12 protein-coding genes are annotated in these 15,534 nt (G+C 67.4%); 9 read left to right on the forward strand and 3 right to left on the reverse strand.

The window, feature by feature from the left end; translation table 11 throughout:
- Positions 1-7: 7 nt before the first annotated feature.
- The 8 genes from AC13F7_RS10035 to lpxH all read left to right on the forward strand — a co-directional run bounded on the left by AC13F7_RS10035 (position 8) and on the right by lpxH (position 10,174).
- Positions 8-1,648, forward strand: a complete 1,641-nt coding sequence (locus AC13F7_RS10035; protein ID WP_481470851.1) for a M48 family metalloprotease — start codon at positions 8-10, stop codon at positions 1,646-1,648.
- Between the two features lie 133 nt (positions 1,649-1,781).
- Entirely contained in the window at positions 1,782-2,471 is a 690-nt protein-coding gene (gene phoB / locus AC13F7_RS10040) for a phosphate regulon transcriptional regulator PhoB (protein WP_019185815.1), read from the forward strand.
- A gap of 98 nt (positions 2,472-2,569) precedes the next feature.
- Positions 2,570-3,910: a phosphate regulon sensor histidine kinase PhoR gene (gene phoR, locus AC13F7_RS10045; RefSeq protein WP_346472727.1), complete on the forward strand. Its 1,341-nt coding sequence runs from the start codon at positions 2,570-2,572 to the stop codon at positions 3,908-3,910.
- Entirely contained in the window at positions 3,907-5,988 is a 2,082-nt protein-coding gene (ppk1, locus tag AC13F7_RS10050; RefSeq protein WP_481470578.1) for a polyphosphate kinase 1, read from the forward strand. Before phoR ends, ppk1 begins: the two co-directional genes overlap by 4 nt.
- Positions 5,989-6,068: 80 nt before the next feature.
- A complete protein-coding gene (ppx, locus tag AC13F7_RS10055; protein ID WP_481470577.1) occupies positions 6,069-7,595 on the forward strand; it encodes an exopolyphosphatase in 1,527 nt (508 codons plus the stop codon).
- 129 nt (positions 7,596-7,724) lie between these two features.
- A complete protein-coding gene (locus tag AC13F7_RS10060) occupies positions 7,725-8,864 on the forward strand; it encodes a glycosyltransferase family 4 protein (RefSeq protein ID WP_481470575.1) in 1,140 nt (379 codons plus the stop codon).
- Positions 8,845-9,384, forward strand: a complete 540-nt coding sequence (locus AC13F7_RS10065) for a phosphatase PAP2 family protein (RefSeq protein WP_481470574.1) — start codon at positions 8,845-8,847, stop codon at positions 9,382-9,384. Before AC13F7_RS10060 ends, AC13F7_RS10065 begins: the two co-directional genes overlap by 20 nt.
- Before the next feature lie 46 nt (positions 9,385-9,430).
- A complete protein-coding gene (gene lpxH / locus AC13F7_RS10070) occupies positions 9,431-10,174 on the forward strand; it encodes a UDP-2,3-diacylglucosamine diphosphatase (protein WP_481470573.1) in 744 nt (247 codons plus the stop codon).
- A gap of 43 nt (positions 10,175-10,217) precedes the next feature.
- On the opposite strand, the gene AC13F7_RS10075 is transcribed toward lpxH, so the two are convergent.
- The gene (locus AC13F7_RS10075) at positions 10,218-11,474 is read right to left on the reverse strand and encodes a zinc-dependent metalloprotease (RefSeq protein WP_483000063.1); all 1,257 of its coding nucleotides are present in this window, start codon (positions 11,472-11,474) and stop codon (positions 10,218-10,220) included.
- Between the two features lie 236 nt (positions 11,475-11,710).
- Here AC13F7_RS10075 and AC13F7_RS10080 point away from each other — a divergent pair, with 236 nt between their 5' ends.
- Positions 11,711-13,198 (forward strand): phospholipase effector Tle1 domain-containing protein, encoded by a 1,488-nt coding sequence (locus AC13F7_RS10080; protein WP_483000064.1) that lies wholly within the window; start codon positions 11,711-11,713, stop codon positions 13,196-13,198.
- On the opposite strand, the gene AC13F7_RS10085 is transcribed toward AC13F7_RS10080, so the two are convergent.
- Both AC13F7_RS10085 and purF read right to left on the reverse strand, forming a co-directional pair.
- Complete coding sequence (locus AC13F7_RS10085) at positions 13,171-14,031, reverse strand: ferritin-like domain-containing protein (RefSeq protein WP_483000065.1); 861 nt, start codon at positions 14,029-14,031, stop codon at positions 13,171-13,173. The genes AC13F7_RS10080 and AC13F7_RS10085 overlap by 28 nt on opposite strands.
- 9 nt (positions 14,032-14,040) lie before the next feature.
- Positions 14,041-15,507 (reverse strand): amidophosphoribosyltransferase, encoded by a 1,467-nt coding sequence (purF, locus tag AC13F7_RS10090; protein WP_019185825.1) that lies wholly within the window; start codon positions 15,505-15,507, stop codon positions 14,041-14,043.
- Between the last annotated feature and the right edge of the window lie 27 nt (positions 15,508-15,534).

Here is a 15,534-nt window from a genome sequence, read left to right on the forward strand (position 1 = left end):
GCTCCGTTTGCGCCCTTTGCTGCTCTCTGCCGCGTTGACCCTGGCCTTGGCGGTGCCGTTGGCCGGCGCCCAGGAAAGCAAGCTGCCGGACATCGGGTCCTCGGCTGGCGAGCTGCTGACCCCGGCCCGGCAGGCCGAGTACGGCGGGATGATGCTGCGCGAACTGCGCAACTACGGCTTCCTGCTCGACGACCCGCTGGTCGATGACTGGTTGCAGACCATGGGTGCCCGGCTGGGCTCCAACAGTGCCCAGCCGCGCCAGTCGTATACCTTCTTCATGCTCAAGGACCGGCAGATCAACGCCTTCGCCACCCTGGGCGGCTATATCGGCGTGAATGCGGGCCTGGTGCTGACCGCCGAGCGCGAGGACGAAGTAGCAGCGGTGCTCTCCCACGAAATCGCCCACGTCACCCAGCAGCACGTGCTGCGCGGGGTGGAGCGCGCCCAGCGCGACCAGATTCCCATCCTGCTGGGCATGCTGGCCGCGGTCGTGGCCGCGCAGCAGGCCGGGGGCAATTCCTCTGGCGATGCCACCATGGCCGCGATCACCTCCGGCATGGGACTGATGCAGCAGCGCCAGATCAATTACACCCGTTCCAATGAGTCCGAGGCCGATCGGCTGGGCATCCGCACCCTGGCCCGCAGCGGCTACGACGTGGATGCGATGGCCGGGTTCTTCGAGCGCATGTCGGCCTCGATGCGGGGCAACCAGGGCGGCTACAGCGTGCCGGATTTCCTGCAGACCCACCCGGTCACCACCACCCGCATCAGCGAGGCCAAGGCGCGCGCCGAGCAGATGAAGAAAGACACCGTGCTGCTCACCACCGAGGTGCCCGGCGGGGTCCGCCAGGAGCGGGTGAACCCGGCCGACCCGGCACTGTCCGATCCGCTGGTACGGCGGAGCAACCCCCTGCTCCCGGCCTCGATGCAGATCTCGGTCAATTCGCTCAGCCGCGGCAGCACGGGCCAGTTCGAGTGGGCGCGCGAGCGCCTGCGCGTGCTCAGCGCCGATACCCCCGCCGATGTGATCGGCGAGTATGAACGCCTGCAGCGCGCGCAGAAGAACGGGCTGACCGAACCGCAACGCTATGGGCTTGCGCTGGGGCGGCTGCGCAACAGTGCGGCGGCACAGGCTACCCGCGACCTCACCGAGCTGCTGCGCGACCATCCCGACAACCTGTGGGTGGCCCTGGCCCTGGGCGAGGCCGAGTCGCGTTCGGGCCAGCAGGCGCAGGCCAACGCCCGCTTCGAAACGCTCATGCGCCAGCACCCGGGCAGCCGTCCGGTGGCCCTGACCTATGCGTCGATCCTCAACGAACAGGGCGGGCGCGAAGCCGGCCAGCGCGCGCAGGCAATGCTGCGCCCGATGCTGTCGCAAAGCGGCAATGATCCGGTCTTCCAGCAACGGTTCGCCCGCGCCAGCGAGTTGGCCGGCGACACCACCCGGGCCAGCGAGGCCTACGCCGAGGCCGCCTTCCTGAGCGGTCGCCCGGAACAGGCACTGATCCAGCTGCAGGCACTGAAGAAGCAGCCGAGCCTGGATTACGTAGGTCGTGCCCGGGTCGACGCCCGGATCGAGAGCATCACCCCGACCGTGCTGGAAATGCGCCGGCAGGGAATCGACGACCCGGATCTGGACCGCCGCTGAGGGGCGCGGCGCCCGTCCGCTCATGACCGCCAGATGGCGGTGACCGACGGGAACGGCCAGCTCGTCACAAACCTGTCATGAAACCGTAGTCTACTGAGCTCAATCCCGATCTGATGAGCAATACGGTGGGCACGTGCAGAAACGCATCCTGATCGTCGATGACGAACCCGCGATCCGCGAAATGGTCGCCTTTGCCCTGCGCAAGGGCGACTACGACCCGATCCATGCTGGCGACGCCCGCGAGGCGCAGACCGCCATCGCCGATCGCGTCCCGGACCTGATCCTGCTGGACTGGATGCTGCCGGGCACCAGCGGCCTGGACCTGGCCCGGCGCTGGCGCAAAGAAGCCCTCACCCGCGAGGTGCCGATCATCATGCTGACCGCACGTGGCGAGGAAAACGATCGGGTCGGTGGTCTTGAAGCCGGTGTGGACGACTATGTGGTCAAGCCGTTCTCGGCACGCGAACTGCTGGCCCGCATCCGTGCGGTCATGCGCCGCGCCCGCGACGACGACGAAGATGGCAGCGTCGCGGTGGGTACGATCCGCATCGATGGCGCCGCGCACCGCGTCTTCGCCGGCGACCAGCCGGTGCCGATCGGTCCGACCGAATACCGCCTGCTGCATTTCTTCATGACCCACCCCGAACGCGTCTACACCCGTGCCCAGCTGCTGGATCACGTGTGGGGCGGCAGCGTGTACGTGGAGGAGCGCACCATCGACGTGCACATCCGCCGCCTGCGCAAGACGCTGGAGCCGTTCGGTGCCGAGAACATGGTGCAGACCGTACGCGGTGCCGGCTACCGGTTCTCCACCTCGACCTGAGTCTCGTCGGGCCGGGACCGGGCGCGCATGCCCGGTGCCGGCCACTCCTGCTATAACCTTGGATCGATTCCGAGGCCCGCACTTTCTGCGAGACCGCAATGCCCCGCCACATCCGTTCTGCCTGGTTGAAAACGCTGGCCACCCTCGCCGCCCTGCTGCTCGCGGCCGGCTTGCTGGGCTTGGCGGTCGGCCACGTCTGGATGTGCATCGCGCTGGCTTCGATCGGCGCGCTGACCTGGCATTACTGGCGGCTGCGCCGGGTGTTGCGCGGGCTGACCGCACGCCATCGCTGGGACATGGGCGACGGCACCGGTGTATGGAACGAGCTGGACCGCCTGCTCTACCGCAATCAGTGGGAAATGCGCACGCGCAAGCGGCGCCTGCTGGACATGCTGCGCAGTTATCGCGCCGCGGCCGCCGCCCTGCCCGATGCCGTGGTGGTGGTCGACCGCAACAGCCAGCGCGTGCAGTGGTTCAACGAAGCGGCCACCTCGCTGCTCGGCCTGCACCACCCCGGTGATCTGGGCGAGGCGCTGGTTGAACGCCTGCAGCCGATGCCGCTGGCGCACTGGCTGGCCGGCGGCCGCAATGCCGAACCGATCCTGGACGTCCCCTCCCCGGTCGATCCAGCGATCCGCCTCAACCTGCGCCTGATTCCCTACTCGCCGGACTACTGGCTGCTGATCGCACGCGATGTCAGCAAGCTGCTGCGGTTGGAACAGGTGCGCCGTGATTTCGTTGCCAACGTCTCGCATGAGCTGCGCACCCCGCTGACCGTGGTGCACGGCTATCTGGACATGATGGATCCGGAAGATTTCCCCGGCACCGGCCCGATGCTGGAGGAGATGCGCAAGCAATCCCAGCGCATGGCGCAGTTGGTCGAAGACCTGCTTACCCTGTCGCGTCTGGAATCACAGGAACACACCGAAGCCGAAGCCGTGGCGATGACCCCGATGCTGGCCACGCTGCGCCGCGAGGCCGAGGCGCACAGCCAGGGCCGCCACCAGATCAGCATCATCGATACCGCCGGCGTGGACCTGCAGGGCTCCAACAAGGAACTGCACAGCGCGTTTTCCAACCTGGTCACCAACGCGGTGCGCTACACCCCGGCCGGCGGCCGCGTGGAAGTAGAGTTCGCGCGCGAAGGCGATGGCGTGGTGCTGTCGGTACGCGACACCGGTTACGGCATTCCGGCCAACCATCTGCCGCGCCTGACCGAACGCTTCTACCGCGTCTCCAGCAGCCGCTCGCGCGAGAGCGGCGGCACCGGGCTCGGGCTGTCGATCGTCAAGCATATTCTCGGCCTGCACCATGCCCGCCTGGACATCCAGAGCGAGGTCGGTAAAGGCAGCACGTTCTCGTGCCATTTCGATGCCGACCAGGTGCGCGCGCGCAACGAGGTCGTCTCCCTTCCTTCTTCTGAAGACTTTTCCGCATGAGCACTCCTGTTCCCGCCGCCGTGCCTGTGGACGGCGATCCGCTGCGCGATCCGGCGCTGTACATCAACCGCGAGCTGTCGCAGCTGGATTTCAACTTCCGCGTGCTGGCCCAGGCGATGGACCCGCAGGTACCGCTGCTGGAGCGTCTGCGCTTCATGTGCATTTCCTGCACCAATCTGGATGAGTTCTTCGAGATCCGCGCGGCCGCGGTGCGCCATGCGCAGGAGTACGGCCTGCCGCCGGCGCCGGACGGCATGACCCCGCAGGCGATCCTCAACGCCATCCACGACCGCGCTGCACAGCTGGTCGACCAGCAGTACCGCTGCTGGAACGAGACCCTGCGCCCGGCACTGCATGAGGCCGGCATCGATGTGCTTGGCCGGCACTCCTGGAACCATCGCCAGAAGCGCTGGCTGCGGGCGTATTTCCGCAACGAGATCATGCCGGTGCTGTCCCCGCTCGGCCTGGATCCGTCGCACCCGTTCCCGAAGATCCTCAACAAATCGCTGAACATCGTGGTGGTGCTCAAGGGCACCGATGCGTTCGGCCGTGCCGGCCATCTGGCGATCGTGCGCGCGCCGCGCTCGCTGCCGCGCATCATCCAGCTGCCGGAAAAACTCGGCGGCCCGCAGACCTTCGTGTTCCTGTCCTCGGTGCTGTCGACCTTCGTCGATGAGATGTTCCCGGGCATGGAAGTCCAGGGCGCGTATCAGTTCCGCGTGACCCGCAATTCCGAGCTGGTGGTGGACGAGGAGGAAGTCGAGAACCTGGCCCTGGCGCTGCGCGATGAGCTGGTCGACCGGGGTTACCGCCCGGCCGTGCGGCTGGAGATCGCACAGGACTGCCCGCGCGACATCGTGCGCACCCTGCTGCAGAACTTCGGTCTCACCGAGAACGCGGTGTACCGCATCGACGGCCCGGTCAACCTCAACCGCGTGGTCCAGCTGTACGACGTGATCCAGCGGCCGGACCTGAAGTATCCCTCGCTGAGCCCGCGCGTGCTGCGCGACAGCGATGGCATCTTCGAAATCGTCGCGCGCCGCGACGTGCTGCTGCACCATCCTTTCGATGCGTTCACCGCCGTGCTGGATGTGATCAAGCAGGCCGCCGTCGACCCGAATGTGCTGGCGATCAAGCAGACCCTGTACCGCACCGGCAAGGATTCGCTGATCGTCGATGCGCTGATCCAGGCCGCCCGCAACGGCAAGGACGTCACCGTCGTGGTCGAGCTGCGCGCGCGCTTCGATGAGGAAGCCAACCTCGGCCTGGCCGACCGCCTGCAGGAGGCCGGCGTCCAGGTCGTCTACGGCGTGGTCGGCTTCAAGACCCACGCCAAGATGCTGCTGATCGTGCGCCGCGAAGGCCGCAAGCTGCGCCGCTACGTGCACCTGGGCACCGGCAACTATCACAGCGGCACCGCGCGGGCCTACACCGACCTGAGCCTGATCACCGCCGATGCGGACATCGGCAACGATGTGCACCTGCTGTTCCAGCAGCTGTCCGGGCTGGCCCCGCGGATGAAGCTCAAGCGCCTGCTGCAGTCACCCTTCACCCTGCACCCGGGCCTGCTGCAGCGGATCGAGCGCGAAACGCGCCTGGCTGCCAGTGGCCGTCCGGGGCGGATCATCGCCAAGATGAATGCCCTCAACGAACCCCAGGTGATCCGTGCCCTGTACGCGGCCTCGCAGGCGGGCGTGCAGATCGACCTGATCGTGCGCGGCGCCTGCACCCTGCGCCCGGGCGTCCCCGGCGTTTCGGACACCATCCGGGTGCGCTCGATCGTCGGCCGCTTCCTGGAACACAGCCGGGTCTACTGGTTCGGCAATGACGGCGCCTCGGAGCTGTTCTGCGCCAGCGCGGACTGGCTGGAGCGCAACCTGCTGCGCCGGGTCGAGACCTGCTTCCCGATCCTGGATCCGGAACTGGCGCGCAAGGTCTACCGCGACGTGCTGCAGAACTACCTGGACGACAACCTCAATGCCTGGGAACTGCAGGCCGACGGCAGCTACATCAAGTGCACGCCGGGGCACGACGAGCCGCCGCACTCGGCGCAGATGGCCCTGCTGCAGGGCCTTTGAACCGCGACCCAAGGTCGCAGCGTGATGATGTGAAGTCCGCGCGGTGACGCGCGGCCCCGCCCTTCGGCTAACATTCGTCCATGCCGCATACCTCCACGACTCCGCCCGCTCTGCAGGATGGCGACCTGCTCGCCGCCATCGACCTTGGATCGAACAGCTTCCACATGGTCATCGCGCGATACACGCTCGGGCAGTTGCGGGTCGTCGACCGCCTGCGCGAGACCGTGCGCATGGCCGATGGCCTGGATGGCAAGGGCGGCCTGTCCGCCGAAGCCCGACAGCGCGCACTGGAGTGTCTGGCCCGGTTCGGCCAGCGCATCCGGGCAATCCCCGCGGTGCGGGTGCGTGCACTGGCCACCAACACCGTCCGCCAGCTGCGCTCACCGCAGGCCTTCCTGATGCCGGCCGAAACCGCGCTCGGCCATGCGATCGAAGTGGTCAGCGGCCGCGAAGAGGCGCGCCTGATCTACCTGGGCGTGGCCCATGCGCAACCGCCCAAGGCGGACCAGCGCCGGCTGGTGATCGACATCGGCGGCGGCTCCACCGAATTCATCATCGGCCAGGGCATGCAGACCCTGGAGCGCGAAAGCCTGCAGGCCGGCTGCATCGCCAGCACGCGGCGTTTCTTCCCCGGCGGCAAGCTCAGCAAGAAGCGCTGGAAGGACGCCCTGACCGAGATCGGCGCGGAGTTCCAGCAGTTCGCCAACAAGTACCGCGCATTGGGCTGGCACGAAGCACTGGGCTCGTCGGGCACGCACAAGGCGATCAGCGAAATCTGCGCCACGATGAAGCTGAGCAAGGGCGCGATCACGGCCGAGGCCCTGCCGCAGCTGCGCGATGAACTGCTCAAGGCCAAGCGCATCGAGGACATCGACCTGCCGGGCCTGTCCGCCGATCGCCGTCCGATCATCGCCGGCGGCATCCTGGTGCTCGAAGCGGCCTTCCAGGCGCTGGGGCTGCAGAAGCTGCTGGTCAGCAAGGCGGCGATGCGCGAAGGCATCCTGTACGACATCCTTGGCCGCGCCAGCGAGAACGACCTGCGCGACGAATCGGTCGCCGCACTGACCCAGCGCTACGGCATCGACACCGTCCAGGCCGATCGCGTGGAAAACACCGCGATGTACCTGCTCGCCCAGGTGGAAGAAAGCTGGCAGCTGGACCCGGACGATGCGCGCATGCTCGGCTGGTCCGCACGCCTGCACGAACTCGGCCTGATGATCGCGCACAGCGGTTACCACGTGCACGGCAGCTATGTGCTGGAGAACTCGGACATCGCCGGTTTCTCGCGGCAGGAACAGCAGTTGCTCGCCGCGCTGGTGCGCAGCCACCGCCGCAACATCTCCAAGTCCGCCTTCGACGCACTGCCAGAGCGTCTGCTGCAACCGGCACGGCGCATGACCGCACTGCTGCGGCTGGCGGTCCTGCTCAACCGTGCGCACGAAGACGCGCCGATGCCGGCGCTGGAACTGACCGCCGATGATGCGCGCCTGTCGCTGATACTGCCCCAGGCCTACATCGATGCGCGCCCGCTGCTGCGCGCCGATCTGATCGGTGAAACCGAGGGCATGGCCGGGCTGGGTGTGCAGTTCCGACCCTTCGTCGCCTGACCGCATGACTCACACGCCCCTGCGGGCGGTGATGCTGCCGGCCGGAGAGCGCGTCATCCGAGCGTCATACGGCGGTCATGTCGGCTACATCGCCCGGGCCCAGCATGCGTGGCATACCGGAGGCCCGCCATGCGCTATGCCATCGTCACCGAAACCTACCCCCCTGAAGTCAATGGCGTTGCCTTGACCGTGCAGGGCCTGGAACTGGGGTTGCGTGCCGCCGGCCATCAGGTCGATCTGGTCCGTCCACGGCAATCGTGCGATACCGACGCGGTGGACAGCACGGTGCTGGTCACCGGTGCCAACCTGCCGCGCTATCCCGGCCTGCGCTTTGGCCTGCCGGCGCCTGCGCGATTGACGCGCCAGTGGCAGCATCAACGACCGGACGCAATCTACATCGCCACTGAGGGTCCGCTTGGCTGGTCGGCACTGCGCACCGCACGGCGTTTGGGCATTCCGGTCGCCACCGGCTTCCATACCCGCTTCGACGAGTACCTGCCCGACTATGGCGTGGCCTGGCTGCAGGCCGCCGCGCTGCGCTGGATGCGCCGCTTCCACAACCAGGCCGATGCCACGCTGGTGCCGACCCAGGAGCTGCAGCAGTTCCTCGGCGAGCAGGGCTTCGATCGCGTGCGCCTGCTGGCGCGCGCCGTGGACAGCAGTCAGTTCGAGCCCGAGCGCCGTGACCCGGCACTGCGCGAGGAATGGGGGATCGATGGCAACGGCTTCGCCGCGATCTACGTCGGCCGCATCGCCCCGGAGAAGAACCTTGGGCTGGCGGTCAAGGCGTTCCGTCGCCTGCAGCAGGTGCGGCCCAAGGCGCGCTTCGTGTTCGTGGGCGATGGCCCGTCGCGCGCCAAACTCGCGCACGACAACCCGGACTTCATCTTCTGCGGCGTGCAGCGCGGGGATGCGCTGGCGCGGCACTTCGCCAGCGGTGATCTGTTCCTGTTCCCCAGCCGCACCGAGACATTCGGCAACGTCACCCTCGAAGCGATGGCCAGCGGACTGGCCACGATCGCCTTCGACTACGGCGCCGCCCGCGAATACCTGCGCACCGATGAAAACGGCATCGCCGTGAACGATGACAACGACTTTGTGACTGCGGCGGTGCAGTTGGCCGGCGACGACATACTGCGCAACCGGCTCGGCCGCAATGCCGCCACCGCGATGAAGCGGCTGCATCCCCAGCACGTGGTGGCCGAGTTCGATGCCCTGCTCGCCGAACTGGCCCAAGCCCGGAGGCCGCATGCCGACCATGCTGCTTGATGCCCTGCGCGGCCGCGAAACGCGCTGGTGCCGACGCGCCAACCACTACTGCCGCCGCCGCCGGGTGCGGCACGCCTTTGCCGTCATCAGTCGTCTTGGCGACGGCGCGGCCTGGTACGCGCTGATGGCCGCACTGGTGCTGCTGGACGGCTTCGACGGCCTGCGTGCCTCGCTGCACATGGCGGCCACCGGGCTGATGGCGCTGTTGCTGTACAAGGGCCTCAAACGCTGGACGCGCCGCCCGCGGCCCTTCGCCGCCGATCTCCGCATCCGGGCGTGGGTGGCGCCGCTGGATGAGTTCAGCTTCCCGTCCGGGCATACGCTCCACGCGGTGTCCTTCACGATCGTGGCGCTGGCGTACTACCCGTGGCTGGCCCCGCTGCTGGTGCCCTTTACCGCGCTGATCGGACTGTCGCGGGTGGTGCTCGGCCTGCACTACCCCAGTGACGTGCTGGCTGCCACCGGCATTGCCGCACTGCTGGCGGCTGCCAGCCTCCAGTGGTTGCCGTTGCCGGTCTGAGGAACGGGGACGCGCGCATCGCGCATGTGCGTTTTACAATGCGGCCATGACCACGCTGTTCATCTCCGATCTGCACCTGGACCCGAGTCGTCCAGCCATCACCGACCTGTTCCTGGCCTTCCTGCGTGAGGATGCGATGCAGGCAGATGCCCTGTACATCCTGGGCGATCTGTTCGAAGCCTGGATCGGCGATGACACGCCCTCCCCGGCCGCCGATGCGGTCGCGGTCGCGCTGCATGCCGTGGCCGATGCCGGGGTACCGGTGTACTTCATCCGCGGCAACCGCGATTTCCTGGTCGGCGAGGACTACGCGCACCGCGCCGGGTTCACGATCCTCCCCGACCCGAGCGTCATCGATCTGTATGGCCGCCCGGTGCTGCTGCAGCACGGCGATCTGCTGTGCACCGACGATGTGGCCTACCAGCAGTTCCGCACGCAGACCCGCGACCCGGTGTTCCAGGCGCAGTTCCTGTCGCAGCCGCTGGCCGCGCGCATCGCCTTCGCGCAGAAGGCGCGCGATGCCAGCCAGGCGCGTCAGTCGGAAATGAAACAGGGCGACCGCGCGCAGTTCGAGACCGTCACCGACGTGGCGCCGGCCGAGGTGGACAGCACGTTCGCCCGCTACGGCGTGGACACGATGATCCACGGCCATACCCACCGCCCCGCCATCCACACGCTGCAGGCCGGTGGCCGCGACTGCACCCGCATCGTGCTCGGCGACTGGTACGAGCAGGGTTCGGTGCTGCGCGTGACGCCCGAAGGCTGGACGCTGGATACCCTGGCGAACTGAACCGAGCCCGCGGCGCCGCAGTGGCCGCCGCGGGAATTGAAGATCAGCGGAATGCGGCTACTGCCGCCTTGGTGTTGACCAGCACGCGCTGGTTGTCGGCGCTGCTGGCGATGCCCATCGGAATCCCGTTGTAGCTGATGTTCGGGTTGGACCAGTAGTTCAGGCGCGGGCAGCTGCGCGTGCAGTTGTAGGCCATGATCGTGCGCCAGCCGGTGCCGGTGGTCGGTTCGTAGCGATAGCCGTGCCCATAGGCATACGGTGAGGTGCTCGAGTCGGTGGCGATGTCATGCCGTGCGCTCTGCAGGTGGCCGATCTCATGCGCGAAGGAGTAGTAGCCGGTGGCGCAGTCCCAATGCACCGCCGCGAACGCGGTGGCCGCCGTGGAGCCGATGCCCGAGGCCAGCCCACACGAACTGGCGTTGTTGATCACCAGGACCGCGACATCGGCCTGGGTGTTGTTGCGGCTGGTATGGATGCTGTCCATCACCCCATCGCTGGTGTTGCGGAAGCGCGCCAGATCGGTGGAGAAGCTGCTGGACTCGGTATAGCTGGTGGTCTCGTACCCGGCCAGCTGCAGGGTGATGCCGACATTGCTGTTGCTGTAGCCCTGATTGGATTCAGCCACGGCCAGTTGCACCAGCGACTGCATGTTGCCGCCATACGCTGCCACCGCACCGTTGGTGGCCACCACCAGCACGCGGATGGTGGCCGGCGTACCCGACGAGGCTGCCGCGGTCCCTGCCCGGTCCGACGCCGGCATCGCGATGGTAGGCAGGCTGTTGTAGTCGGCTGGATGATCGGCCGGCATGCGCGCCTCATCCACTTCCACCAGCACATGCCGCCCATCGCTGACCGGACGCAGCCGGTACAGCTGGCCATCCTTGCGGATCGAGCCGGTCACCGTGTTTCCCGAGCGCACCAGGATCACCGCGTTCATCGGATCCGGTGCGCCGGCCTTGATCAGGCGCGCGCCGGCACGCGTCCCGATCTGGCCGTACCAGATGCTGCCGCCATCGGCGAGCGTCTCGACCTTGCTTTGCAGGGCCTGCACCGGCTGCCCCAACAGTTCGAAGTCCAGTTGTTTCTGCACCGGCGAGACCGCCGCTGCGTCCACCCGCACCTCCTGCACGGCGCTGGTCGAGGGCGAACCCATCAACGCCTGCAAGGCCGGCTGGTTTGCGGTACCGGCCCGGCTGAGCACCGTCACCGGCTCGAACAGCGGCGCGGCGGCAGCGCCACCGGCCCCCAGCAGACACAACGCGATCACACCTGCAGCCTTGCTCATCGAACTGGACATCATGTCGCCTCTCTTTGAGTGAAAAACGGAGTGGAGTCGTGGTTGCTGTCGGCCGTCGGGCCGGCCCCCCCCATCTGGCGCGACCTGGTGCTGTGAATTCAATAGAAATTACAGATGGGATTTCAGAACTGTGATCGACTGCGCCTTGGTTCAGGGACGTCACGGCGGTCCCCGCCAGCGCTTGCCGCGAACAGATTCCGCGCTACCTTAGGCTGGCATCCTCGGGGAACAGGGACGACATGACAGTGGCAGCTACCCAACCGACAACGGGGGCGACGGTGTCACTGCACATCGGCCTGTTCTTCGATGGCACCCGCAACAATGCCGACAACCTGCAACGGGCGTCCCGCCCACGGGGCGCTACTACGCCCGTAGCGCGGCCGCCGGCCGTGATGGCCGACGATGCATCGCCGTATCAAAGCCGCTTGACCAGCAGCTACAGCAACGGCCTGACCAACATCGCGCGGCTGCATGCGCTGTACCCGGATCACCGCCAGATGCCGCCTGCCGACAACACGCTGGCGCTGTCGATCTACGTCGAGGGCGTGGGTACCCGCACGGGTGAAGACGACGATCTGATGGGGCTGGCGTTCGGGATCGGCCGCACCGGCGTGCGCGCCAAGCGGCGCCGGGCGCTGGAGCAACTGCTGCCCGAAGCACTGCGCCAACTGGCCCGCGCGAAGCCAGGCCGCGCCGTCAGCAGCGTGCACGTGGATCTGTTTGGTTACTCACGCGGCGCGGCCAGCGCGCGCGATGCAGTGGCCTTTCTCAACGCAGCGGGAGCAGCTGCCTGGCTGGCCGAACAGCTGGTGCGGTGCGGCTGGTCGCTGGCACCGGGTTTCCCGGGTGCCCCACGGCTGGTGCGCTTCGTGGGGCTGCTCGATACTGTGGTGGCGGTCAGCCGCCAGCACCGTGATGAGATGCCGGTGGTCGCGCTACCGGCCGGCTGCGCCGACAAGGTCGTGCAGCTGGTCGCACGCGATGAACACCGCGAGCATTTCGCGCTGACCAGCGTGGCACCCGAGCATGAGGAGATCGTCCTGCCCGGCGTGCACGCCAACATCGGCGGGGGCTACGACCAGCGCATCGAGGGGCCCAAACTGCTGAGCCGCCCGCAGGGGCAACTGCTGCGTGGCACCGGACTGGCGGCAGGTGAGGTACCGCCGCTGGCCTTGCTGCGCGCGAGCACGGCGTACCGCAGCGCGCAGGCCACGTGTCGGCGCTGGCAACGCGCGCTGGGGCTGGGAGAGGAGGCGATCTGGGTCGATGTCTGGCACCAGTGGCAACAGCAACGTGTCGCAGGCAGCCGCAGCGTCCTGCCGCAACTCACCTTGCGCGTATACGCTGCAGTGGTGCTGCGCCGCGAAATCGACGCGCGCTACCAGTTCATCGCCTTGCGGCTGCTGCACCAGCGTGCCGCGGCGGCAGGTGTCGCGTGGACGGCGTCGCCGGACACGCTGCCCGCGCTCGCACTGCCTGCGCAGCTGCAGCCCATCGCGCAACGGCTGCTGGCCGGCCAACCGCTGGATGCCGCACAGGAGCTCACGCTGCGCCAGCACTACCTGATGCAGTCGGCACACTGGAACTTCGATGCGCTGGGCGATACCGCACTGCTCTATGCCGCCGATGCGGGCACGCGTGAACTGCCGTATCGACCAGGTCCCGGGTTGTTCTACGTCAATCGGCCCACCGAAAGCGGTCAGCGCGTGGTGCTGGCCAACACCTGACCGCGCAGTTCGGTCTGTTCGATCAGCTCGGCCAGTTCTTCTTCGTCGAAGCCGGCCAACAGGCGGGCTTCCAGATTGAACGGGCCATAGAGGTAGCCGCCGGCGTATTCCTTCAGCAGCGCCATGAACCGCGGTCGCGGCTCGACGTTTTCACGCGTGCAGTACCACCGATACCAGCGCGAGCCGGCCGCCACGTGGGCCACTTCTTCGCGCAGGATGATCTCCAGTACATCGGCGGTGGCATGGTCGCCCCCGGCACGCAGTTTCACGATCATCCCCGGAGTGACATCCAGCCCGCGCGCTTCGAGCACGCGCGGCACCAGCGCCATGCGCGCCAGCCCGTCGTGCGCGGTCTTCTCGCACATTTCCCACAGGCCGTTGTGTGCGTCGAAATCGCCGTACGCATAGCCATTGGCCTGGAGCCGATCGTGCAACAACATGAAGTGGCGCGATTCGTCATCGGCCACGCTGACCCAGTCGGCATGGAACGACGTCGGCAGGCCGCGGAAGCGGTAGACCGCATCCCAGGCCAGATCGATCGCATTGAGTTCGATATGCGCGATCGCATGTACGAACGCGGCACGCCCCTCCACGCTGCCCAGGCCACGCCGCGGCAGATCGCGCGGGTGGACCAGCGTCGGCTTGGCGGGGCGGCCCGGCATCCGGATAGGCTCCGGTGCCGGCGCATCGGCCGGTGCCTTCAGGCGACCGGCGCGGAACTGCACGGCATAGTGCTGGGTCAAGGCAACCTTGCGCAGCGGATCCGGCTCGGCCAGGCACTGCTGCGCGGCCTGCAGCAGATCGGCGGCCGCGCTGTCCAACACATCACTCATGCCCTGCCCTCAGGCGCGACGCTTGTGCTTGGCATCGTCCGAACGCAGTTGCTGGATGCGTTCGAAATAGCCCGGCTCGATCCCGGTCGGGTAGACGCCGTTGAAGCATGAAGAATCGAACGACTTCAGCTCCGGGTTGCCTTCGCTCACCGCCGCTTCCATGTCCTCGATGTCCTGGTAGATCAGCCAGTCGCAGCCCAGGTGCTTCTCGATTTCCTCGATGCTGCGGTTGTGCGCGACCAGTTCTTCGGCCGCCGGCATGTCGATGCCGTAGATGTTCGGGTAGCGCACCGGCGGCGCGGCACTGGCCAGGTAGACCTTGCGGGCGCCGGCGTCGCGCGCCATCTGCACGATCTGCTGGCTGGTGGTGCCACGCACGATCGAGTCGTCCACCAGCAGCACCACGCGGTTGCGGAACTCCAGGTGGATCGGGTTGAGCTTGCGGCGCACCGACTTCACCCGCTCACCCTGGCCCGGCATGATGAAGGTGCGGCCGATGTAGCGGTTCTTGATGAAACCCTCGCGGTACTTCACCCCGAGCGTATTGGAGATCTCCAGCGCGGCATCGCGCGAGGTGTCCGGGATCGGGATGATGGTGTCGATGTCGTGGTCCGGGCGCAGGCGCAGGATCTTCTCGCCCAGCTTGATGCCCATGCGCATGCGCGCCTTGTGCACCGAGACGTTGTCGATCATCGAATCGGGGCGGGCGAAGTACACGTACTCGAAGATGCACGGGCTGTGCTCGACCGGCTCGGCGCAGACTTCGGAGAACAGTTCGCCGCGCGCGGTGATGACCAGCGCTTCGCCCGGGCGCACATCGCGCACGCGCTGGAAGCCGAGCACGTCCAGTGCGGCCGATTCGGAGGCCACGATGTATTCGTCGCCTTCGGCGTGGGCGCGCTTGCCCAGCACCAGCGGGCGGATGCCGTGCGGATCGCGGAAGGCGACCAGGCCCAGGCCCAGCACCACGCTGATCACCGCATAGCCACCCTTGACGCGGCGGTGCACGGCGGCCACGGCGCGGATCGCCGCCTCCGGGGTCAGCTGGCGCTGCGCGTCCAGTTCGAAGGCGAACACGTTCAGCAGCACTTCGCTGTCCGAATCGGTGTTGACGTTGCGGCGGTCCTGCTCGAATACCTGCTGGCGCAGGGCTTCGGTATTGATGAGATTGCCGTTGTGGGCCAGCGCGATGCCGTACGGCGAGTTCACGTAGAACGGCTGCGCCTCGTCCATGCCCTCCGAACCGGCGGTGGGATAGCGCACGTGCGCAATGCCGACGCGGCCTTCCAGCGTGGACATCCGCTTGGCATCGAACACATCGCGCACCAGGCCATTGGCCTTCTGCACGCGCAGGCGGGTGCCGTCGGCGGTGGCGATGCCGGCCGCGTCCTGGCCACGATGCTGGAGGACGGTCAGGCCGTCATACAACTGCCCGGCGACGTTCTGGTTGCCGACGATTCCGACGATGCCACACATGGTGCGAACTCTCCGCTGGGCTGCGCC

Source organism: Stenotrophomonas sp. K-6, assembly GCF_056861555.1.

Bases quoted from the DNA above. Each gene is read 5' to 3' on its own strand.
- purF (WP_019185825.1), bottom strand. From the start codon at position 15,507: ATGTGTGGCATCGTCGGAATCGTCGGCAACCAGAACGTCGCCGGGCAG.
- AC13F7_RS10085 (WP_483000065.1), bottom strand. From the start codon at position 14,031: ATGAGTGATGTGTTGGACAGCGCGGCCGCCGATCTGCTGCAGGCCGCG.
- AC13F7_RS10060 (WP_481470575.1), top strand. From the start codon at position 7,725: ATGCGCTATGCCATCGTCACCGAAACCTACCCCCCTGAAGTCAATGGC.
- AC13F7_RS10080 (WP_483000064.1), top strand. From the start codon at position 11,711: ATGACAGTGGCAGCTACCCAACCGACAACGGGGGCGACGGTGTCACTG.
- ppk1 (WP_481470578.1), top strand. From the start codon at position 3,907: ATGAGCACTCCTGTTCCCGCCGCCGTGCCTGTGGACGGCGATCCGCTG.
- ppx (WP_481470577.1), top strand. From the start codon at position 6,069: ATGCCGCATACCTCCACGACTCCGCCCGCTCTGCAGGATGGCGACCTG.
- AC13F7_RS10075 (WP_483000063.1), bottom strand. From the start codon at position 11,474: ATGATGTCCAGTTCGATGAGCAAGGCTGCAGGTGTGATCGCGTTGTGT.
- phoR (WP_346472727.1), top strand. From the start codon at position 2,570: ATGCCCCGCCACATCCGTTCTGCCTGGTTGAAAACGCTGGCCACCCTC.
- lpxH (WP_481470573.1), top strand. From the start codon at position 9,431: ATGACCACGCTGTTCATCTCCGATCTGCACCTGGACCCGAGTCGTCCA.
- AC13F7_RS10065 (WP_481470574.1), top strand. From the start codon at position 8,845: ATGCCGACCATGCTGCTTGATGCCCTGCGCGGCCGCGAAACGCGCTGG.